We start from the raw sequence: 21,032 nt of genomic DNA, 5'->3' as shown, positions 1-21,032 counted from the left end.
ACTATTTATCGCCATCAACTTGCGATGATTCACTATCTTTATCGCCATTCTTGGCATTATTCTTGCCCTCGCTCCTGCTGTCACTCTTTCCAGCACTCTTTCCGCCGCTCTTTCCAGCGCTATCGTCTTCTTCTTTAAGGCCTTGAATATCTTTAAGACCTTGAATATCTCGCTCAACTAGAATTGTGGAGACTTTCTTGCGCCGCCCAGCAGAATCAACAGCTGTCAACTTAAGGCCGCGAGTCACAGCACTAGACCCAACAATCGGCACATTTCCAAGCAGCTTAGTGAGCAACCCAAACACAGTGTCTACATCGTCTTCGTCTATATGCACTTCAAAAATATCTTCCAAATCGGCAATCGGCGTGCGCGCAGGCATTTTCCACACGCCCTTACTCACCTCTTGCGGATCCGCGTGCTGAGTGCGGTCGTGCTCGTCTTCTAGCTCGCCAACAATTTGCTCAATCGCGTCTTCAATCGTAACAAGCCCTGCAATTCCGCCATATTCGTCTACAACAACGGCAACGTGTTGGCGGATTCGCTGCATTTCGTGGAATAAATCATCCACTGGCTTGGACTCTGGAACAAGCATCGGGCTTCTGCTAATCGTAGAAACCGCGCGCTCAGATGCCGCTGGATTAAACACGGTCGCGCGCACAGCATCCTTCAAATACGCAATTCCTTCCAAATCGTCAACCGACTCGCCAATTATAGGCACGCGAGAAAATCCAGATCTTGAGCATAACTTTAGGAAATTTTCCAGCGTTTCGTCGTTTTTAACGCAAATCATATCGGTTCGAGGAACCATGATTTCGCGCGTTAACGTGTCGGAAAGCGTAAGCACATTGCGCATCATCTCCGAAACTTCTGGGTCAAAATCGTTTGCTTCCACAAGCCTATCAATACTCGCTTTAGCTTGGTCTAATTGAATATTTTCCAACTCTTCGTCGTCGGAAAGAGCAGCATTTTTCTTATGATTTTGACTTTGACTTTGCGAATCCCCACGGCTTGCGATTTTTGCAAAAGGATTCATAAAAACAGCAATCGAAATTATTCTAGACAAGCGCATTAGCTTAAACACTGGCTGAGCTGCGCCCACTGACCTTGGCCGCACAAGAATTGAAACAATTGCAACAATCATTGCCACTATTAGTCCAATTAATAGCGTTAGCCAAAAAGACGCACCAAGAGCCGCCGCGATTGCTGCAAAAGCCACGCCGTCTAGCACATTACACACGATTCGCACAAACGCACACGCTCCGCTCGTTGCGTACCTATCTGCTATAAGCTTTTTTGCTCTGCGGATTCTAGCAAGCTTTCTCAAGCGAACGACCTGACTTTCGTTATCGTTCGTTTGTTCTTCAATCATAAGATTATTAAGACTAGACCTTGTAACTCTTGGCACAGCTCCTTCCGCCGCCGCCATTGCAAGCGAAAGCCACACAAGCAAAACTGCGACTATTGCAATCGCACCCAAACAAGCCCACATATGCGCAGGCAAATCGGGAATCGGCGGAATTGTAATGTTATTTAGCATGATTTTTCTCGTATTCTTCCAGCTCATTTACGGCACCTGCTGGCAAAGTGGCGTCGTAAAGCTCGCCAGATCTAGCCGCAAAGAACGTTAGCAAAAGCTGCCTTTGTAAGCCAAACATCTGCTTTTCTTCTTGAGGCGTAGTGTGATCGTAGCCAAGCAAATGCAACATTCCGTGAATCGTAAGCAATAGCATCTCTTCCATTGTGCTATGCCCTGCCGCCGCCGCTTGCTGAGATGCCACCCATGGGCAAATCACAAGGTCTCCAAGCATTCCTTCGCTAACTTTGTCGTCGCTTCCAGGAGTTAGTTCGTCCATTGGAAAGCTCATAACGTCTGTAGGGCCTTCTAAGTTCATCCACTTTTCGTGAAGACTAGCAATTGGCTCTGGGTCTACAAAAGTAATCGACAAATCGGATTGAACGCTTACTCGCATTTGTTGCAAAACCCACATTCCAAGGTCAGAGAATATTTTTGGGTCGATTTGCCAAACGGTTTCGTTCATCACTTCAACACTCATGATTACTTGCTATTCCTCTCAAGATTTTGCGATTCAAGATTTTGCGATTCGTTGCTTGCTTGCGATTCAAGACTTTTCCGATTTCTACCCTTCTCGCGCCTAAAATCAGCCTCGTGCTTTTCCCACGTTTCGTACGCTTCTACGATTCGCCCAACAAGCTCCGCTCTAACAACGTCTTGCGCGTTTAAGTGAACAAACGCAATACTTTTAACGTCTTTTAGCACGTTCTCAATCGAAGCTAAGCCAGATTTTGGAACCGCTAAATCGACTTGCGTTCTATCTCCCGTAATCACCATTGTGGTGTTAAATCCAAGACGCGTCAAAAACATCTTAAGCTGCTGAACAGTAGCATTTTGCGCTTCGTCTAAAATAACAAAAGCGTCATTAAGCGTGCGCCCTCTCATGTATGCAAGCGGAGCCACTTCCACAACGTTTTCGTCCATATACCTCTTAAGTTGCGGAGCGCCCAACATGTCGGAAAGCGCATCGTAAAGCGGCCTTAAATATGGGTCTACTTTGTCGTTTAGAGTTCCTGGCAAGAATCCAAGATTTTCACCAGCTTCTACAGCAGGGCGCGTCAACACTATTCTTCGCACGCGACCATCTTCTAAAGCTCTAACCGCTTTAGCAACCGCTAAATACGTTTTTCCAGTACCAGCAGGCCCAATACCAAACGTTACGGTATTTGATTCCATTGCTTGCACATAAGCCGTTTGACCCGCGGTTTTTGCGCGAACAGGATTTCCGCCTGCAAAAGTTATAACGCCTTTAGCCATTCGCGCTTTCCGGCTCATTGCGCGCCTTTTAGCATCTTCACTAGATGGCATTAAATCGGCAGAATCTCGAGCAAAATCGCTTTCCATTGCACCAGCACCAAAGCCAGCACCAAAGCCAGCACCATCTCCAGCTCCAGCACCAAAAGACTTTAATCCGCCAAAAACTCCGCCATTGTGCCCAATCCTATCGATTCGCACATTATGCTCGCTACCTTTAAGTACATCTCTTTCTAACATGCGTTTTACAGCATATGAATCAACAGGAGCATCGTAAGCGCAATCAACTATTTTGCGCAACGCGTGTTCAGCTTTGCAAGCGTCTTCTTCACTTCTTGCGCTTCTAGATACGATTTTCACACAATCCGCGTGAACGGAAATATCTACGCTTGGAAAAGCCTTCTCCAACTCTCTTAAGTTTGAATCTGCTGCTCCCAAAACAGCGACTGGGCTTAATTCGCTTGGAATTTGAACAATACGCGTTGTACTATTTGCCACGATTTATAAACTACCTTCTTCAAGTTTTTCGCCTGTTAAAACATGAGCGTGAACATGGAACACGGTTTGACCAGCTCCCAAACCAGTGTTGAAAACAAGGCGATAATCGCCATTATAAAAGTCGTTTGCAATTTTTTGCGCAACGCATGCAATATGAGCCAAAACATCACAATCATTTTGCGCAAGCTCAGCAACATTCTTGTAATGATTGCGCGGAACAATCAAAACATGCACCTTGGCTTGCGGATTAATATCGTTAAAAGCCACTACTGCATCGTCTTCATACACTTTGCTGCTTGGGATTTGCCCATCAATTATCTTGCAAAAAATGCAATCTTTGTCAGTTATGTATGTATTGCATGCTTTATCCATTATTTTGCCCACTTTTCAATAATTCTTATCGCAATTCTTATTACAATTCTTATTGCAAAATACCATTTACCATTTTACACAAAACACGCACAAAGCTTGCAAGAATTAATTGCAAAATTGCTTACTATTCGTACCTGCCAAGCGCTCTAGAAAGCAACGATAAGCATACTGGCCCTGCTGTAGACGCTCGTAAAATATTGCTTCCTAAAACGCAACTTTTAGCTCCAGCGTCTATAAAACTTTGCACTTCTTCTTCGCTAATTCCACCTTCTGGCCCTACAATTACGTAAACAGTGCGCGTTTTGCCGTCTTTTAAGCATTTTTCTGTTAAGTCGTTTACATAGTTTTCGATTTGACTAAAAGAATCCGTTGCATCTTGATGCAAAACAACTACAAGACTTCCATAAACGCATGCACGCCTACAAATCGCTAGAATCTGTTTACTTGTAACTGGCTCTAAAAGCTGCGGCATCCACGCTCTTCGCGATTGCTCCGTTGCAGCCTCAAGCACCTGATTCCATCGCTTATCTGTGCGTCCTGGCTTCCATTTTGAGATTGACCTATTTGCGCACCAAGGAATTACTTCGTCTACTCCGATTTGCGTAGCCATGTCTATTGCTTGCTCGTCGTGGCCCGTTTTTGCAAGCGCCTGAATCAGCGATAATCTGGTTGTTGGCGCTGGCTCTTTTATAAACGAATCTACTCTAACTAAGCCGTTTTCGCTGTCGGTAATCGTTGCGTGAATTCGCACTCCTTTGCCGTCCGAAAGGTCTAGCGAATCGCCATCCGAAAGTCGCATTGCGCTTATTGCATGCCTTTTAACGCGTTGAGGCAAGCTAAGAGTCCATCCCTCTTCAATCCCATTTGCAAGAACGGGCGCATCGTCTTTATTTGTATCCAGCAAAAACAAAGCATCTGTCATAATTTAAGCCTAACGTTAGGCGCAGCCAACATTTTTGCTACTTCTGTGATTTTGTGCAAGTATTTCTACTTCTGCATTTTCGCTCAAGTATTTCTGTGCAAGTATTATGGCAAACTAGAATTGTATGAATTGGAGGTATGCGCAAATGGTTGACGATTTTAGACGCAACTTTGCGCATTCCATTAATCAAGATTGCACTACAAGCGATGAAGCTTTTGTGACTTTTCGCGTATCTCGTTTTACGCCGAATGACGGTTCTTGCGACTCCGCGGTTGCTGGCGACTCGTCGGTTGCTTGCGATTCAAGCACAAATTCAAGCACCAATTCAACCAATTCAACACCAAGCGCTTCCACCAACTCCCCTGGTTTAGTTAGAAGGCACAGGGAAAGCCCTTTTGCAAAAAAGCGCAAAAGTAGCCCATTCCAGTCGCAAAATTCTGGCGATTTACAAGCTAAACCATTAAGCGGAAAACATTGGATTCAAGATTATACGATTTGCGCGCGCAAAAACGACACGATTTTAGACTGTTTGCTTAAAATTAAGCGCACACTAGACCCCACTTTGGCATTTAGATACTCTTGCGGTCACGGCGTTTGCGGATCGGATGCTGCAAATGTAAACGGCATGCCTACTTTGCTTTGCACAGCTACAATCGCTCAAAACGCTAGGCAAAATACGCAAAATCAAGGTGCTAGATCAAGCGGTTTTAGAAAAACTGGTAGCGTAAAATCGCAAGCAACCGCAACAGCGACAACAGCGACAGAAAATCACAATCCGCAAGTGCAATCTAAAGAAACTCTTTCTTTAATACAAAACGGAAGCTTTGGCATTATTGAGGTTGCGCCACTTTCTGGCTTTGCTGTTCAAAGAGACCTTATTTGCGATCTTTCCCCAATGATTGCGCAGCTTAAAAGACTTGAGCCATACTTGCAAGCGCAAAATGTTCAAACAAGAAACAGCAGCGGAAAGCTTGCGATTATTGAGTTTTTGCAACACCCAGAGCAGCTTGCAAAGTTTGAGCTTTTAAGCAATTGCATAATGTGCGGCGTGTGCGAAGGAATTTGCCCAGTTTATGCAGGCGGAGAAGCGTTTATTGGACCTGCAGCGCTTATAAATGCAGCGCGATTTATTAACGATTCCAGAGATAACGCCACTAATCGAAGATTAGAGTTGGCGGATTCTAGCGACGGCATAAGCGCGTGCCAATCCGTGCGCGCATGCTCTAGGCAATGCCCACGCGGAATCGACGTTGGAGAAGAGATTTGGCAACTTACAACGCTTATAAATGAGCGCAAAATGAAGGAAAATTAGCCAAAACTAGCCAAAACTAGCCAAAACTAATTAATAAACTTATCTCCAGTTGCGATTCGCACAGCTTCTAGAGGGTCGTCTGTAATCGCAAGCAAACTAGGGTCAAAAGACGATATAAGTCCTCTTTCTTTAACTGTAGTTTCAATCCAATTCATAAGGCCTTTCCAATATTCGCTGCCAAAAAGAACAACAGGAATTTTAGAAACCTTATGCGTTTGAACAAGCGTAAGCGACTCAAAAAGCTCGTCCATTGTGCCAAAACCGCCTGGGCACACAATAATTCCCGAAGAATACTTTAGGAACATTGTTTTGCGAACAAAAAAGTAGCGGAATTGCATTCCAAGATTTACCCATTTGTTTAAGCCCTGCTCGTGAGGCAATTCGATTCCTAGCCCCACGCTTGTTCCGCCAGCTTCTGCCGCTCCGCGATTTGCTGCTTCCATAATTCCAGGCCCGCCTCCCGTAATCACCGCAAAACCGCGTTTTACAAGCTCTTTGCCCATTATGCGAGCGCTATTGTATTCTGGCTCGTCTGGCTTTATGCGAGCAGAACCAAACACGCTAACAGCTAATCCAAGTTTTGCTAAAGCGTCGAAACCATCAATAAATTCGGCTTGTATTCTAAGAACTCGCCAAGGGTCAAGGCCTTGCCACGCATGATTATCATGCGAATCGCTATTAGGCAAATCGTGTTGCAACAGCGTTTCCGTTGTGCTTTCCTTAGGAATCATTGGCCCGCGCATCATTACGGCACCGCTGTAATAAGTGTCTTTCCAAGGTGAGTTCTGTTCGCTTTGCGCGCGCGAATCGCAAGAATTATCTGGATTATCAGATTTACCAGAATTATCTAAATTACCTAAATTATTATTAGAAACCATAAGTCACCTTCTAAAACTTTCTAGTCACTTTCTAGTCATCTTATAATCGCGATTAAAAAACGCATTAAAGTCACTCTTAATCACTTTTAATTGCCATTAATCACTCTTCAATATCGTCTAATTCTTCTTCCATATGATTCGATTGCTTTGCAAGCAAGAATCCAGAAACAGCAGCCGCAATAATAGACGCCACTAGTACGCCGAATCGTGCCTCGCCCGAAAGATCCGCGTCGCTATAAGAAAGCGAAGCTATTAACAAAGACACAGTAAAACCAATTCCGCACGCGCATGCTGTAGGAAAAAGATCGCGAACGCGCAAATCGTCTGGAACGCGCAAGCCCATAACTTTCTTAGCAATCCAAGCAGTAATCATAATTCCAAGAGGCTTTCCAACAACTAGCGCAATCGTAATCGCAATTAATATTGGAGACAAGAATAGCTGCCAAGTCAAAGTTTCAAAATGAACTCCAGTTGCAAAAAGTGCAAAAACTGGAAGCGCAAACAAAGAAGACAAAGGCTGAATTTTTTGGCGATACCTTTCGGCTCTAAGCGACTTTTCGCCGTGAACAAGATGCGCAGGAGTTAGCAAACCAACCATTACGCCTGCAAGAGTAGGGTGAACGCCAGCTTGATACATCATAACCCACGCAAGCAATCCAACAAGCGCCACAACAGGCCATGGAACTCGCTTTAATCGCACAAGCATAGTCCACACTAATCCGCATAAAACAACGCCTACAAACCAATACCACGCGTTAAGCGAAGAGAAGAATAATGCGATTAATGCAATTCCAAGAAGATCGTCAACTGTAGCCAAAGTCATTAAAAATGCGCGCAATGCTTTAGGAAGCGTTTTAGCAAAAAGAGCAAGAACTGCTAGCGAGAACGCTATATCTGTTGCTGTAGGAATAGCCCAACCAGAGCGAACCATATCTAAAGACGGAAGCGCTCCAGAAGTAAGTCGCATAATCTCTTGACCAGCGTGCAACTCCGAGAATATTGTAACAGTTCCAGCAAAAAGAATCGGCGGAACAATCATGCCGCCAACCGCGCAAATCATTGGCATTGCTGCAGCGCGCGGGTCTCTAAGAGATCCTGCAATAAGCTCGTGTTTTAAGTCTAAACCAACTGTAAGGAAGAAAATAGTTAGCACGCCGTCTTGAACCCAGTGGCTAATCGACATGTGAATGTTGGTGTATGGAATTCCGATTTGCGTGTGAGAAACAGCTTCAAAAATAGGCGACGCAAATGGCAAATTTGCAAGCATTAATCCAGCTAAAGCAAATCCGAGCATAATCAACCCAGACGTACGCTCATTATTGGCTATTTTGCATGCCACTTTCCACGCGCGCTTTACCATGCGGAATTTCTCCTCTAAGTTCTAAGTTAAGTTTTAAGTTTAGAATGCTTGTGCAAAATACGTTACATGCACTAGGACTTACAAGTATATAAGATACGTATCGAAATATAACAAAAACGCCACTCCGATTAAAAGTGACGTTTCAAATTGTGGAGCTAGGGGGATTCGAACCCCCGACCCCCTCCATGCCATGGAGATGCGCTACCAGCTGCGCCATAGCCCCGTTTTAGTTGTATAGCTCAAACGAACCTTTGATAGAATACAACAGATTTTGCTACCAACCAAACTCGGCGTGTCGTATGCAGCGGTTTTTAGCGCTATTCCTATTCGCTGCCGACTACTCACGCCGCCTATTCTCAACTGCCAGATTGCTGCGAGCCAGATTCGCCTTGTTGCGCAGAAGATCCACCACCCGAGCCGTTAGTCGAAGTCGAAGGCGAAGACGGCGAAGAATCGCCAGAAACCGAGGAATCGCCTTTAGACCCGCGCGCGCCAGAATCCGCTCCAGAAACGCCAGAATCCTCAGAGCTTTGATCGCCAGAATCTGCCTTAGACCCATTTGAATCTAAAGAAGAAGAGGAAGACCTTTCGTGAGTCTTTTTATCTTGCTTTTCGCTAGGATTCTTGCTCGAAGAATTTTCACCGTCTTTACTATCTTTGCTGTCTTTACTATCTTTCTCATCTTGCGCATCTTGAGAGTCTTTTTGCACATCTTTAGAGTTCTTATCTTGATTTTGAACGCCATTATTTTGGCCATTTTGCCGCATTTGATTATTTGGATTCTGGCCATTATTCTGCTCGGTATTCTGGCCAGAAGGCACTAAATTATCTGTACCCTTTCCTTGAGTAAACAGCAACACAATGCCAGCAGTAAGAAGAACAGCCGCGAGCGCGCTCAAAATAGCAATAACAATCGTAAGCTTCTTATACTTAGCTTCACTATTTGCGTAATCACTTCTGCCTCCTAATTCGCGTTTAGCGTCGTTAAGAGTAAGAATCGAGTCTTCGTCTCCTTCCGAAAGCGCATTATCTTCTTCTTTTAGTTTTCTTAAGGAAGACAATTCCATAACACTCGTGCTTTCGGCACTAAGTGCTGGCGCCTTACCCAATTTTGCGTTTTGTGAGTTTGAAGAATCGCCATCTAGTGAAGAATCGCCAGCAAAATTTGCATTATTTGCATTAGAAGCCATTGCAACAACTCTTCTAGCTTGTTTTTCTTTGCTCGAATCAATCATATTATTGTAAACTTCGTATTCTTTAGGCATATCATCCTCTAATGCAATAAAACGCGCATTATTTACCACTTTAGTGTCATCTTCTTCATAGCGGCTTGAACCCGACTTTAACGCAGAAGAAGACTGTATCTTTTTTGAAGACGCGTGAATAACATTTTGATAAAGTTGCGATGCTACAGCAGACACAATAGAACCTATTGCAACGCCAATAACAGAGCCAGCTATGCCAATTTTTGACGAAAGCAAAAACGCAGTTACAGCTGCAAGAGAGCCAGCTAGAACTTGCGTAAATGATATTCCCTTAAAGAAGTTCTTCACAAGCACACCTTAAAAATCGTTATCTACTACTACTCACTAAGCAATATGCACCAATTAGTAATCGCCAAAAATATTCACTAATTAGTGTTCAAATTGAGTACTACTTAGATTGTAGATGCTGGCACAGATGCCACTTTTGCTTTAGATTTATAAGAACCTTGCTTTTTTCTTGCGCGCATTAGCTCAATATGCTCTGCCAAACTTGCAAGCAAAATCGCAACAAAAATCAAAGCGAATCCAACAAAAGCCATATTTGTTACGCGCTCATTGTAAAGAATGCTAGAAAATAGCAATGTAAACAAGCATTCTGTGCACATAATCACAGAAGCATTAGCTGTAGAAAGATAAATCAGCGTGTAGTTTTGAATAATTTGCGCAAGAACAGTTACTATCACTATAAGATAGAACATGTTTGTAAACGTAATCCAATTATCTTCTGCACTAAAGTTAGGCAAAGGCTCGCTTACTGCAGCTCCAAACAAAAATAGAACTCCAGAAACACTAAACTGGCCGAATGTTAAAGCAACGGGATTGTATTGTCTAGAATAATACGCTAAGTATGTTAAGTTAAACGCAAAAACAGCAGCACAAATAAGAGTTAAAATATCTCCGTGAGAAAGCGTAAGAACAAGAGAGCCTGGCTTTAATGCAACGAATCCAACGCCAACAACGCATGTTAAAGCAGCAATAATTCCTAAAAGCGTTGGCTTTTTTCTAATAATCATCCACGCGGAAAATGGCGCTATAACGCAGTAGGCTGCTGTAAGAAAAGCGCTTCTGCCTGGATCAATCCACCTTAATCCTTCTGTTTGCGTAACTAAAGATGCGTAGTACGTAACGCCCGTTAAAAGAGAAGGAATTATTAGCTTTTTAGTAAAATTTTTGCGAATCGTCTTAAAGAAGACTACGCCCATTATTATGCACGCTCCAAGCATGCGAACTCCCATAAGCCATTGCGGTGGGAATACCTCTAGAGCGTATTTAGACGAGACGTAGCTTCCGCCCCAAATCGCGGCACATAAGAGCAACATGATTCGCGCGATGTTTACGTTAATTCGATTATTCTGCCTTGGTTGAACCGCGCTATTTATTTCACTCATGTCACTCCCCTCATTATTGCAAACAACAAGTCTATAGCATTAAATTTTTCTTTAAGTTAGCTAAATTGCCTTATAAACTTTATAGAATAGCCACAAAAACAAGAAAAGTACAACCCATTGGCGTTCCTTCGGAAAATTTACTACTTTATTGCGAAATCAGCACTTGATAGCACGCTATTGCCTTAATATTTACGATTCATGATTTACAACCCATGACTTTGTAGTCGCTCCGACCTGCCTTCGCGCTACGCTTTAAGCGAGAGGCGCTTTGACTGAGCTTGAAATTGCATAACGCATTTCAAGCTCAGTCAAAGCGTGATTTGGCTCAAATGTAAAGTCCAGTGGACTTTACATGCCAAATCAGCCGAGCGGCTACTAACAGCCGCGAGGAATATAGCGCGCACTTTGTGCAATTAGTGATTTATGTCACAAGTTTACGCATTTTTACAAAAACTCATCGATTTTTAAGCCTTTATATGCACGATTGCGCGTAATCTTAAAAGTGATTGAAGCATAATCGTATGATTGCGCGATTGCACAATAATCAGTTGAAGAAAGGACTCAACATGGCAACTCTTAGTGAAGATATGAAGACTTTTATTGAAAACAATTTGGCTTGGATTGCAACGATTAGCAAAGATGGCGAGCTTGATCTTGGCCCAAAGATGTCGATGTTTGTTCTAGACGATAATCACCTTGCTTACCACGAGCGCACTGCAGGTCAGCATTTTAAGAACTTGCAAGACGGCAGCCAGCTTGTTGTTGCAGTTGCAAATTTGGCAGAAAAGAAGGGCTATCGCTTCCGCGGAACAGTTACACTTCACACAGATGACGCGATTTACAATGAGCAAGTGCGCGTTGCAGAAGAAAAAGGCACAAAGAAGCCAGCTGCTGTTCCTGTTATGGAAATCACTGAAATTCAGGATTTGACTTCTGGAGCTAATGCTGGAAAGACGATTGCTAAAGATTAGTCAAAATACTAATTTTTTGCAAAAATCTAACAAAACGCCGAATAAATTATGACCATTCTATGATGCGTTTTAGAATAGCGAGTGGTGTTCTTCTTCAAAGGCGAAGATGAACACCACTCACTTTTTATTTGATTATTTTATTTACTTAAATTTTTACTTAAATTATTTAATTGTCACTAATTTACTTGCTTTCTTTACGCAATGCTTGCAATCTAGCGTTCATTTCTTCCGCTTTCTTCTTCTCGAAGTAATAAATTATTGCAGCAATTGCAATCGGGAAAACAACAGTGAACGAAATCCATCCGCAAATCACAGCTGGCTCATCTTTGAATGAAATCCATCCAACAATCACAGACACAATAAATTGAATAGCAATTGGTGGAACTAGTGCAAAAACGAATTTTGCAAGATTTGACATACGCTCATTCGACCAAAAAATAGCGAATACTCCATAGCCTATGCCAATAACAAACGACGCTACAGCATAAGATGCGATTCTGTTTCCAACTGCGGTATTTGCTAACAAGCTTGACACAAAACTAATTGCAGTAAAAATAGTGCACGCTATGCCAATGCCTTTAACAATGTTTTTTACCATTGTTTTGCCTATTGTTGTAACTTGCTTTTCCATAATAATCGTTTCCTTTTTAAGTATTAAAAAATTAGTATTAAAAATTAGTAATAAAAAATACGCTTAAAACTACATTCCTAAGCGCTTTTTGAAGCCTGCTAAGCATCTGCGACTAATCCACTCAACGCTTCCGTCGTCCATTTTTACGCTCATACTTCCGCCGAATCCTGGATCAACTCGAACAATGCGATTTAAGTTCACGATTGCGGATTTAGATATGCGCACAAACGACGCGAATTGCGGATTATCAAAATCCATTAGGCGCTTGTAAGACACGCACTCGCCTTTATCACTGTGAATGATTACACGCGAATTTTCTACGCAAATCATAATCACATCCGGCTCGTGCATAACAATAATCGAATCATTAATATAACCATATATGAATGAATTATTGTTGCTATTTGCCGCATTCGCAGTATTATTTTCGGCAATCGCAGTATTATTTTCAGCATTGCTTGATTTTGCATCTTTAGAATCAATGCTTTGCAAGCTGGCTATAATGCGTTTAAGGTTATCGTCAATATTGTGAACTGACAATTGAGCGCATTGCTCTTCTTCTGGCGGCACAATAGCAATCGTTACTTTCATCAAGCCTCCCTTCCGTATACTACCGTTAGATTTTGCTAGCTTTGCTAACTTTTATTAGCATTTGCTAGCTTTCTGTTTTGTAATTTTGACTATACGGCACTGTAAATAGTCTGTCTTTACAAAATCGCTAAACGGTAGTTTTCGAAATATAAGCGGTAAAAAGGAGAGATTACGCAGATTAAGCTGCTCCCCAAATGCGAATAAGACGCTGGCTTGTAGGGTCGGCTGCAGGACCTTGATCGTAAGCATCCAAACGCCAATGAATTGAGCCATCCGCATTAAGGCTTGGAATTAATCTCGCCCAACGGCCGTTTCCCATTCCGCCAATCGTCTTATAAGAAGGATCTACCTTGTCTAATCCAAGAAGCTTATGAACAGTTTGAGAAAGGCAAGATCCGTGCGAGAACACTAGTAAATCGCGGTCTGAGCCAGTTTTGCGCGCCCAATCTTCTACAGCTTTCGCCGCGCGCTCGCCAACTTCTTGCTTAGTTTCTGCACCGTGATTAAGCTCTCCACCTTCGCCTTTTACCCAAGCATTAAAATCTTCTGGCCATTTTTCGCTAATTTGCTGGCGATTAAGGCCTTCCCACTCGCCAAAAAATCGCTCGCGCACGCCATCTTCAACATGCACATTAAGACCAATCTTATCTGCAAAAGCGTGAGCCGTTTGTTGTGCGCGAATAAGCGGCGAAACAATGGCAACAAAACTAGCGTCCGCTTCTTCTGGAGTAATGCGCACGTGCTCCTGGCTATTTGGATTCTTTGGGTCTTCTAAGTCGGAAGCTCCAAAAAGCACTCGCAAAGCCTTGCCAGAGCGAGTCACCTGGTCTATTCCAGACTCATCTAAAGCAATATCAATCATGCCTTGAAGTCTAAATTGTGCATTATAAGGCGTCTGACCGTGGCGAACAAGCATTACAGAACGCGCAATACCCTCGTGAGCGCTGTTTTTATTTGCATTATGCGCAATTTGCGTTGCGCTTTCAACAAAATCCACCATTATCTTGCGCTACCTTTCAGACTCTTAATCGCCATTTTGTGCATCATCACCATTATCACCATCCGCATCGCTCTCGCTATGATCTGGAAGTTGCAAATCAATTACAGGGCAATCATTCCACAAACGCTCAAGGCGATAAAACTCGCGCGCTTCCTCGTGCATAATATGAATCACAAAGTCGCCAAAATCAAGCAAAACCCACTGTGCTAGTTCTAAGCCTTCTCTAGATATTGGCTTGCGTTTGTTGTCTTTTAAGTACAAGTCTTTTTCGATTTCTTCACTAACAGCTAAGACTTGACGCTCGTTAGATGCAGAAACAATCAGCATGGCGTCTGTAATTCCAAGCAGATTGCTAACGTCAAAAGCTTGGCAATTAGTGGCTTTTAACCTATCGGCTGCAGCCGCAGCAATCCTAATCGCGTTAACAGAGCTTTCTAAAGCTGCCATTGTTTCTCCTTAACTATCGAACTAGCAAACTATCGAACTATCGAACTAGCGCTCCCAAGCTGGCTTCCAGCCTTCTACAACGTGCTGCGTATTTTCCGAATACACCATGGAATCCGCTGGAACATCGTGACGCACAACAGATCCTGCACCCGTTGTAACTCCATCTCCAACAGTAACTGGAGCTACAAACAGGTTTCCTGCACCAACATGCGCGTTAGAGCCAATAGTCGTATGGTTTTTATGCACGCCATCGTAGTTTGCTGTAATCGTGCCACCGCCAATATTCGTGTGCTCTCCCAAATCAGCGTCGCCCATATAGCTCAAATGCGGAACCTTAGTGCCGTTTCCAATATGTGCTTTCTTCATTTCCACAAACGCGCCAGCTTTACTCTCCTCGCCAAGCACATTTCCTGGTCGCAAGTACGTCCACGGACCAATGTTTGCAGCGCGGCAAATATGCGATTCTTGCACACGCGAGCGCTCCACAACCGCGTCTTCGTCAACTTGCGCATCAATAAGCGTAGTGTACGGTCCTACAACAGCGCCGCTTTTAACAGTTGTATGCCCTTGCAAGAAACAGCCTGGAAGAACCGTAACATCTTCTTGCAAAACAACATCGTCTTCAATCCACGTGTTTTCTGGGTCTAGAATCGTTACGCCTTCAAGCATCCACTTTTCGCAAACGCGCTTGTTGTATGCTTTTGCAAGCGCAGCTAACTGAACGCGCGTATTCACGCCTTCTACACTCAACGAATCTGCTGCCGCCATTGCTCCAACTCGTCCCATTGTGCGAGCGTGCTCTAGCGCATCTGTTAAGTAGAACTCGCCTTGAGCGTTCTTGGAGTTAAGGTTGGATATTGCGTCTGTAAGCACTTCCGCATCGAACACGTACACAGACGTATTAACTTCCTTAATCGCAAGCTCTCCTGCATTGGCATCTTTGTGTTCTACAATTCGCAAAACATCACCATTTGCTTCTCGCACAATTCGCCCGTAGCCAGTGGCGTCGTCTAAAACAGCGGTTAAAACAGTTGCCACATTGCCTTGATTATTGTGAAAATCGATTAATGATTGCAATGTTTGCGTGTCTAAAAGTGGCATATCGCTTGCTGCGATTAACACAGCCCCTTTAAGCGCATTGCCGCATTCTTGTTTTGAAGCCTCGTTAAGGTCATGCATTGCGCATTGCACAGCCCTACCCGTTCCAGGCTTATCATCCTGGTTCACAATCCGCACAGCATTGTCGTAGCTTCGCGCAGCTGCCGACACTCGTTGCGCTTGAGCGTGCACTACAACAGCAAGCTCCTTAGGATTTACGCCTGCCATTGCGTTCATTACGCGATTTAGGAGTGTTTTTCCAGCAAACTTATGCAATACTTTCGGCGTTGTTGAACGCATGCGCGTCCCATCACCTGCTGCCAGAATTATTGATGCTGCTACACTAGCATTTTCCATTACACTATGATTTTCCACAAGTGCTCCTTATTTTGCATAATACGTGACAAACATTTTTCACATAACACAAGAGCAAAGCAAAGTGCCCCCGACGCGATTCGAACGCGCAACCAACGGATTAGAAGGCCGTTGCTCTATCCATTGAGCTACAGAGGCGCAAGTTGCAATTATACCAAAATTCTTACATCAACACACCCAATCTTAAATAATTTGCAAATTAATATTTCTGATTTGTGGGATTTGTATTCTGTTTTGATTCTTATTTGTGATATTTGATTCCGTTTTGATTCCGTTTTGATTTATTGCATTTTACTTTGGGTTTTTAGCGAGCGGTTGCTTGCGATTCTTCCGCACGCACGCAACTAGCTTTTTTACGCGCAACACGCGGTATATTTGATTACTCTACAAAATGTGGTATAGTCGTCAAGTCGCGTTAAAACGCGGATAATTTAAGATGCCCCTGTATCCCAATTGGTAGAGGAAACAGCCTCAAAATCTGTGCAGTGTGAGTTCGAGTCTCACCGGGGGCACATGCACAACGCCGCTTACATTCTAAGCGGCGTTTTTGTTATCTTCCCCATCACTCTCACGCGATTTTGGCCTATAACACGATTATAAAAAACGCGCACCCAAAAGGATGCGCGTTTAGAAAACTAACGATTAACTAGCAATCAACTAGCAATCAACTAGCGATTAATCGCAAGCACCAACGGTGTGAACGTAAATAGAGTCAGTACGACCAGCCTGGCGCTCACCCTGAGCAGTGCTCAAAACAACAATCTTGTCGCCGTCTTCAACCTTGCCAGCTTCACGAAGAACCTTGTCGGTGAAGATCATAAGATCGTGACGGTTCATATCGTGGTAGTCCTCGCTAATCAAGAAGCCTTCAGTGCCCCAGCTCAAAGCCAACCAGCGATAAGTGTGCTCATTGTTGGTCAAGCCATAGATTGGAGCAGCTGGACGCTCGCGAGAAATGCGATGAACAGTACGACCAGTTTGCGTGTAAGCAACAATCGCCTTAGCGTTAAGCTTGTCTGCCAAGTCAACAGCTGCAGAAGAAACTGCACCCGTGCTAGACATGTCAAGCTCCACAGATGGAATGCGATCGTAACCGTTTTCAGTAGCGTATTGAGAAATACGAGACATGGTCTGAACGGTAACTGCTGGATACTTGCCGACTGCGGTCTCGTTAGAGGTCATAGTTGCATCGGCGCCGTCAAGAACAGCGTTAGCGCAATCAGAAGCCTCTGCACGAGTTGGAACTGGAGAGTTAACCATAGATCCAAGAACTTCGGTAGCAACGATTACTGGCTTTGCATATTGGCGAGAAAGCTCAATGCAGCGCTTGGTAACGAGTGGAACCTGCTCAAGTGGCATCTCCACTGCCATATCTCCACGAGCAACCATAATGCCATCGAAGGTCTTAACAATCTCTTCCAAGTTTGCAACAGCCTGCGGCTTCTCAATCTTTGCAACGATTGGAATGCGGCGGCCTTCTTCGTCCATGATTTCATGAGCACGATCAATATCGGTAGCAAAACGCACGAACGACATAGCAATAATGTCTGCACCCGTGCGAATAGCCCAACGAAGATCAGACTCATCCTTTTCGGTCAATGCTGGAAGAGAAACGGCAACGCCTGGAAGGTTAATGCCCTTGTGGCTAGAAACTGGGCCAGCAACAACAACCTTAGTGTGTACGTCGTTGCCTTCTACCTTGGTAACCTCAAGACGAACCTTGCCATCATCAATCAAAATTGGATCTCCTGCGTGGCAATCTCCTGGCAAACCCTTGAAGGTTGTGGAAGTGCGATGCTCATCACCCTCAATATCGTCTGTTGTAATAACGAACTCTTGGCCCTCTTCCAAATAAACCTTGTCTTCGCCGTCAGCGTTCTTCTTGAACCAGCCGCAACGAATCTTTGGACCTTGCAAATCAACAAGAGCAGCAACATTACGACCAGTGGTCTTTGAAGCTTCGCGCACATTGTTGTAAACGCGCAAATGATCTTCAGGAGTGCCATGCGAACGGTTTAAGCGAGCAACATCCATGCCAGCTTCAACAAGCTTGGTAATGCCCTCTAACGATTCGGTAGCTGGTCCAATAGTATCAACAATTTTGGCTTTTCTCATAATGCCTGCCTGTTTCCTTTGTTTATTTTTAAATGGGAAAATACCCACTTTCCGAGTAATAGTGTACCAGCAAATTGTGACCTATAGGCAAAACTCGCACTTATTTATTTACTACGATTAAACATGACTACATGCGTTCACTGATTAATCACTCTTAACTTGCGATTAGTCACGCTAACTTATCAATCATTTTCTTTCAGTGCAATCTTTCAGCGCAAGTTCTATAAGCTTATCCGTGTAATCAGCCATAAATAACGGAATATTCAACATATCATCGTCTAGTTTTAGATTATTCAGCGAGAATCGTATACGCAATTTCGTTTGATTAGGGAATAATTCTTTAAACTTTTTCAAACTTCTACTATTAATATTCGCTTCAGATTTAACCTCAACAGGGAAAATATCATTTTCTCGTTGAATAAGAAAATCCACTTCATAAGGCGGATTCGTTTGAGACCAGTATCTAGGCATAACTTCAAATTGAGTAAGTAACGCCTGCAAAACATAATTTTCTGTTAAAGCACCCTTAAACTCAGTAAACAGCCTATTGCCTTCCGCAAATGCAGTAGGAGCAAGTTGTGCTAATCGCCTTAACAAACCAACATCTGCCAGATAAATCTTAAAAGCAGATACATCATCATAAGCAGCAATAGGTAAATTCGGCGCAGTATTTCTATAAATTTTATACACCAATTGTGCCGACACCAACCATTGCAAAGCGTCTTCATATTCTCTTGCCCGAGCACCATTTTTAACAACTTTATACAAGAATTTTTTGTTTTCACGCGCCAGTTGAGATGGAATAGAATTCCAAATCATTGATATTTTAGGAAACTCACTAACATTAGGATGTTTCGCAAAATCTCGTTCATAAGCTGTTATAATCTCAAACAATGTTTCTTGCATTGCGTTTACATCTCGTGCTTTAGCCCACATTAAAACTGACTCAGGCATTCCCCCTGTAACATAATACATTTTTAATTTCTCGTATAGCGGATTAAAAAATGCGTCTGGAATCGGCTCTATTTTATCGATTTGTTCAATAAACTTCGCTAGATTTTCATCTCCATTAGCAAGTAAAAACTCTGTGAAATTCATTGGGTTTATTTGCATAAAATTAACTTTTCCAACTGGGAATGAAGATGGTTTGGCAAGCGTTATTCCAAGCAATGATCCAGCACAAGCAACATGATATTTCGGAGCGTTTTCACAAAAATATTTCATCGCGTTTATTACTTCTGTGCAGTCCTGAACCTCGTCAAATATGATAAGCGTGTTTTCTGGTTCGATTTTTTGGCCACTTGCAAGCATTAGGTTTTGTAAAATTCGCTCCACATTTTTAGTGGTTTCAAAGAATTGCTTATATTCTTTGTTTTCGTCAAAGTTAAAATAAGCAATATTTTTGTAGTAAAGCTTACCAAATTCTTTTAGTATCCAAGTTTTACCAACTTGACGCACGCCTTTTAATATCAATGGTTTACGGTACGGCGAGTTCTTCCATGCTAAAAGTTTGCTCATAATCAGCCTTTTCATGATTACTCACCTTTCATCTTGCATTACGCTATTAGATATTGCAGCCGTATTAGTGCGTTGCTGTTTTTACGCGTGATTGTTCTGCTACGTTATTATGTTGCAACAATTCTGCGGTTATTCTGTTATATTTTGCGTTATCTTTTATCGTGTATCACATTATTATACATAATTTAGTGCATTTAATCACATTATTATACATATTTTAGTGTTTTTTATCACATTATTATACGATTATACGCATTGATACGCATTACGCATTAAGTAGCGCTCGCATAAAACATGAAAATACACGCAACAAAAGAATTGCTGCACACACTAAATATTTTGGCCTTTATGACTTGACGACATGTATTTCACACACCGCGCTTTCCAATCGTCCTCACTAAAGCAAACTCAAGCTAGCATTAAAATCAGCTTTTTCTAGCAATTCTTGCACATCTTAATATTTTGCAGCCATCTTCACACTCCTTCAGGTTTACCAATACGCCTAATTTCCATCCAACAAAAAATACCTAAACCAACAACGGGAATCTATAATCTGAATAGTAGTTAAACTTTTGCTTTCATTCGCTTGCATATGCTTGCAAGAATTTTGTAAAATAAGGTCAGAAAGGACGCGAACACAATGACAAACACGAACGCTGTATATGCAAGAATCGACACAAATCTTAAAGAAAACGCTGAAAACATCTTGAACCAACTTGGAATAACACCATCTTCAGCAATCCAAATGCTTTACAGCCAGATTGTTTTACAAAAAGGCATGCCATTTGAACTCCGCCTGCCAACTAATAAGCAGGAAAAGCCGCTTGCTTTAGGTAATTTAACTAGAGCCGAACTGGATGCAGAATTACAAAAAGGCATCGATTCTCTTTCGACTGGAAAATCGTATAGTGCCAACGATGTTGATAAGTTATTCGCAAAGGAATACGGAGTATGAGCAAATCATACAGCATAATTTATTCTCCGCAAGCATTCCTTGATCTTACAGAACTATACGAATACATTCGCTTTAATTTACAAGTTCCAAAAACAGCTGAAAAACAAGTCAACCGCATTAAGCATGCTATACGCTCTCTTGAGACTATGCCTATGCGATATACACTTGTTAATTGGGAGCCGTGGTGTTCTAAAGGAATACACAGAGTTCCAGTCGATAACTACACAGTTTTTTACCAAGTAGACGAAAATAAAACTACAGTTACTGTTATCCGTATCTTCTACTCAGGCAGAAATATAGAAAATATTGTTAACGACACAAACAACTAATACACGATTTTTTGAGCGAGAATTGAAACGAACTAAGTAGCGAAAGAAGTAGCGTAATTTTGAACGTTACGGAATGCACACCCAGCTTTAACCCCTCAACATTAATACGACACTCTCCACGTGGATTGATTGTTCAACGAGTAACCTATAATCCACCTGCTGTATAGGGCAATCATAGAA

At 42.8% G+C, this 21,032-nt stretch carries 20 protein-coding genes and 3 tRNA genes; 5 read left to right on the top strand and 18 right to left on the bottom strand.

Going from position 1 to position 21,032, the window contains the following annotated elements; translation table 11 throughout:
- Position 1: 1 nt before the first annotated feature.
- From MAF46_RS01450 to MAF46_RS01430, 5 genes are all read right to left on the bottom strand, one after another.
- Positions 2–1,537: a hemolysin family protein gene (locus MAF46_RS01450; protein WP_060785511.1), complete on the bottom strand. Its 1,536-nt coding sequence runs from the start codon at positions 1,535–1,537 to the stop codon at positions 2–4.
- Complete coding sequence (gene ybeY, locus MAF46_RS01445) at positions 1,527–2,054, bottom strand: rRNA maturation RNase YbeY (protein WP_004132890.1); 528 nt, start codon at positions 2,052–2,054, stop codon at positions 1,527–1,529. The genes MAF46_RS01450 and ybeY overlap by 11 nt, the downstream gene beginning before the upstream one ends.
- A 2-nt stretch (positions 2,055–2,056) precedes the next feature.
- Positions 2,057–3,325: a PhoH family protein gene (locus MAF46_RS01440; protein ID WP_060785512.1), complete on the bottom strand. Its 1,269-nt coding sequence runs from the start codon at positions 3,323–3,325 to the stop codon at positions 2,057–2,059.
- Between the two features lie 3 nt (positions 3,326–3,328).
- Entirely contained in the window at positions 3,329–3,697 is a 369-nt protein-coding gene (locus MAF46_RS01435) for a histidine triad nucleotide-binding protein (protein ID WP_004130581.1), read from the bottom strand.
- 124 nt (positions 3,698–3,821) lie between these two features.
- Entirely contained in the window at positions 3,822–4,619 is a 798-nt protein-coding gene (locus MAF46_RS01430; protein WP_004130579.1) for a 16S rRNA (uracil(1498)-N(3))-methyltransferase, read from the bottom strand.
- A gap of 145 nt (positions 4,620–4,764) precedes the next feature.
- Here MAF46_RS01430 and MAF46_RS01425 point away from each other — a divergent pair, with 145 nt between their 5' ends.
- Positions 4,765–5,931 (top strand): succinate dehydrogenase/fumarate reductase iron-sulfur subunit, encoded by a 1,167-nt coding sequence (locus MAF46_RS01425; RefSeq protein WP_004132897.1) that lies wholly within the window; start codon positions 4,765–4,767, stop codon positions 5,929–5,931.
- Positions 5,932–5,957: 26 nt separating this feature from the next.
- On the opposite strand, the gene MAF46_RS01420 is transcribed toward MAF46_RS01425, so the two are convergent.
- The 5 genes from MAF46_RS01420 to MAF46_RS01400 form a co-directional block, all read right to left on the bottom strand.
- Positions 5,958–6,809: an LOG family protein gene (locus MAF46_RS01420; protein ID WP_060785513.1), complete on the bottom strand. Its 852-nt coding sequence runs from the start codon at positions 6,807–6,809 to the stop codon at positions 5,958–5,960.
- A 100-nt stretch (positions 6,810–6,909) separates the two neighbouring features.
- The gene (locus MAF46_RS01415; protein ID WP_020759417.1) at positions 6,910–8,169 is read right to left on the bottom strand and encodes a Na+/H+ antiporter NhaA; all 1,260 of its coding nucleotides are present in this window, start codon (positions 8,167–8,169) and stop codon (positions 6,910–6,912) included.
- 150 nt (positions 8,170–8,319) lie between these two features.
- Positions 8,320–8,392, bottom strand: a tRNA-Ala gene (locus MAF46_RS01410).
- A gap of 133 nt (positions 8,393–8,525) precedes the next feature.
- Positions 8,526–9,722 (bottom strand): hypothetical protein, encoded by a 1,197-nt coding sequence (locus tag MAF46_RS01405; RefSeq protein WP_032839779.1) that lies wholly within the window; start codon positions 9,720–9,722, stop codon positions 8,526–8,528.
- 104 nt (positions 9,723–9,826) lie between these two features.
- Positions 9,827–10,822 carry a DMT family transporter gene (locus tag MAF46_RS01400; RefSeq protein ID WP_004130567.1) on the bottom strand — a complete coding sequence of 332 codons (996 nt, stop codon included), beginning with the start codon at positions 10,820–10,822 and terminating at the stop codon, positions 9,827–9,829.
- Between the two features lie 566 nt (positions 10,823–11,388).
- Between MAF46_RS01400 and MAF46_RS01395 the strand changes: the two genes are divergently transcribed.
- Positions 11,389–11,793 carry a pyridoxamine 5'-phosphate oxidase family protein gene (locus tag MAF46_RS01395; protein ID WP_004130565.1) on the top strand — a complete coding sequence of 135 codons (405 nt, stop codon included), beginning with the start codon at positions 11,389–11,391 and terminating at the stop codon, positions 11,791–11,793.
- Between the two features lie 181 nt (positions 11,794–11,974).
- Here the strand turns inward: MAF46_RS01395 and MAF46_RS01390 are convergent, their stop codons facing one another.
- From MAF46_RS01390 to MAF46_RS01365, 6 genes are all read right to left on the bottom strand, one after another.
- Complete coding sequence (locus MAF46_RS01390) at positions 11,975–12,424, bottom strand: DUF3021 family protein (RefSeq protein WP_060785514.1); 450 nt, start codon at positions 12,422–12,424, stop codon at positions 11,975–11,977.
- Between the two features lie 69 nt (positions 12,425–12,493).
- Complete coding sequence (locus tag MAF46_RS01385) at positions 12,494–13,015, bottom strand: LytTR family DNA-binding domain-containing protein (protein ID WP_060785515.1); 522 nt, start codon at positions 13,013–13,015, stop codon at positions 12,494–12,496.
- A 178-nt stretch (positions 13,016–13,193) separates the two neighbouring features.
- Positions 13,194–14,015 carry a histidine phosphatase family protein gene (locus MAF46_RS01380; RefSeq protein ID WP_060785516.1) on the bottom strand — a complete coding sequence of 274 codons (822 nt, stop codon included), beginning with the start codon at positions 14,013–14,015 and terminating at the stop codon, positions 13,194–13,196.
- 24 nt (positions 14,016–14,039) lie between these two features.
- Positions 14,040–14,462, bottom strand: coding sequence for a ribosome silencing factor (gene rsfS / locus MAF46_RS01375; RefSeq protein ID WP_060785517.1), 423 nt, complete (start codon positions 14,460–14,462; stop codon positions 14,040–14,042).
- 45 nt (positions 14,463–14,507) lie between these two features.
- A complete protein-coding gene (gene glmU, locus MAF46_RS01370) occupies positions 14,508–15,917 on the bottom strand; it encodes a bifunctional UDP-N-acetylglucosamine diphosphorylase/glucosamine-1-phosphate N-acetyltransferase GlmU (RefSeq protein WP_060785583.1) in 1,410 nt (469 codons plus the stop codon).
- An 83-nt stretch (positions 15,918–16,000) separates the two neighbouring features.
- Positions 16,001–16,073 (bottom strand) — tRNA-Arg (locus tag MAF46_RS01365).
- A gap of 300 nt (positions 16,074–16,373) precedes the next feature.
- Here MAF46_RS01365 and MAF46_RS01360 point away from each other — a divergent pair.
- Positions 16,374–16,447 (top strand) — tRNA-Leu (locus MAF46_RS01360).
- 163 nt (positions 16,448–16,610) lie between these two features.
- Here MAF46_RS01360 and pyk read toward each other — a convergent pair.
- Positions 16,611–18,050: a pyruvate kinase gene (pyk, locus tag MAF46_RS01355; RefSeq protein ID WP_060785518.1), complete on the bottom strand. Its 1,440-nt coding sequence runs from the start codon at positions 18,048–18,050 to the stop codon at positions 16,611–16,613.
- Between the two features lie 186 nt (positions 18,051–18,236).
- Positions 18,237–19,583, bottom strand: coding sequence for an ATP-binding protein (locus tag MAF46_RS01350; protein ID WP_004130549.1), 1,347 nt, complete (start codon positions 19,581–19,583; stop codon positions 18,237–18,239).
- A 625-nt stretch (positions 19,584–20,208) separates the two neighbouring features.
- On the opposite strand from MAF46_RS01350, the gene MAF46_RS01345 reads away from it, so the two are divergent.
- Positions 20,209–20,523 carry a type II toxin-antitoxin system RelB/DinJ family antitoxin gene (locus MAF46_RS01345; RefSeq protein ID WP_004130548.1) on the top strand — a complete coding sequence of 105 codons (315 nt, stop codon included), beginning with the start codon at positions 20,209–20,211 and terminating at the stop codon, positions 20,521–20,523.
- The gene (locus MAF46_RS01340; RefSeq protein ID WP_060785519.1) at positions 20,520–20,852 is read left to right on the top strand and encodes a type II toxin-antitoxin system RelE/ParE family toxin; all 333 of its coding nucleotides are present in this window, start codon (positions 20,520–20,522) and stop codon (positions 20,850–20,852) included. The genes MAF46_RS01345 and MAF46_RS01340 overlap by 4 nt, the downstream gene beginning before the upstream one ends.
- Positions 20,853–21,032: the final 180 nt, after the last annotated feature.

It is taken from the genome of Gardnerella pickettii, from assembly GCF_029226345.1.
In the GTDB taxonomy this organism is placed as follows: domain Bacteria; phylum Actinomycetota; class Actinomycetes; order Actinomycetales; family Bifidobacteriaceae; genus Bifidobacterium; species Bifidobacterium piotii.
The sequence above is the reverse complement of the archived record's forward strand: the minus strand, read 5'-3'. Positions and strand labels throughout refer to the sequence as shown.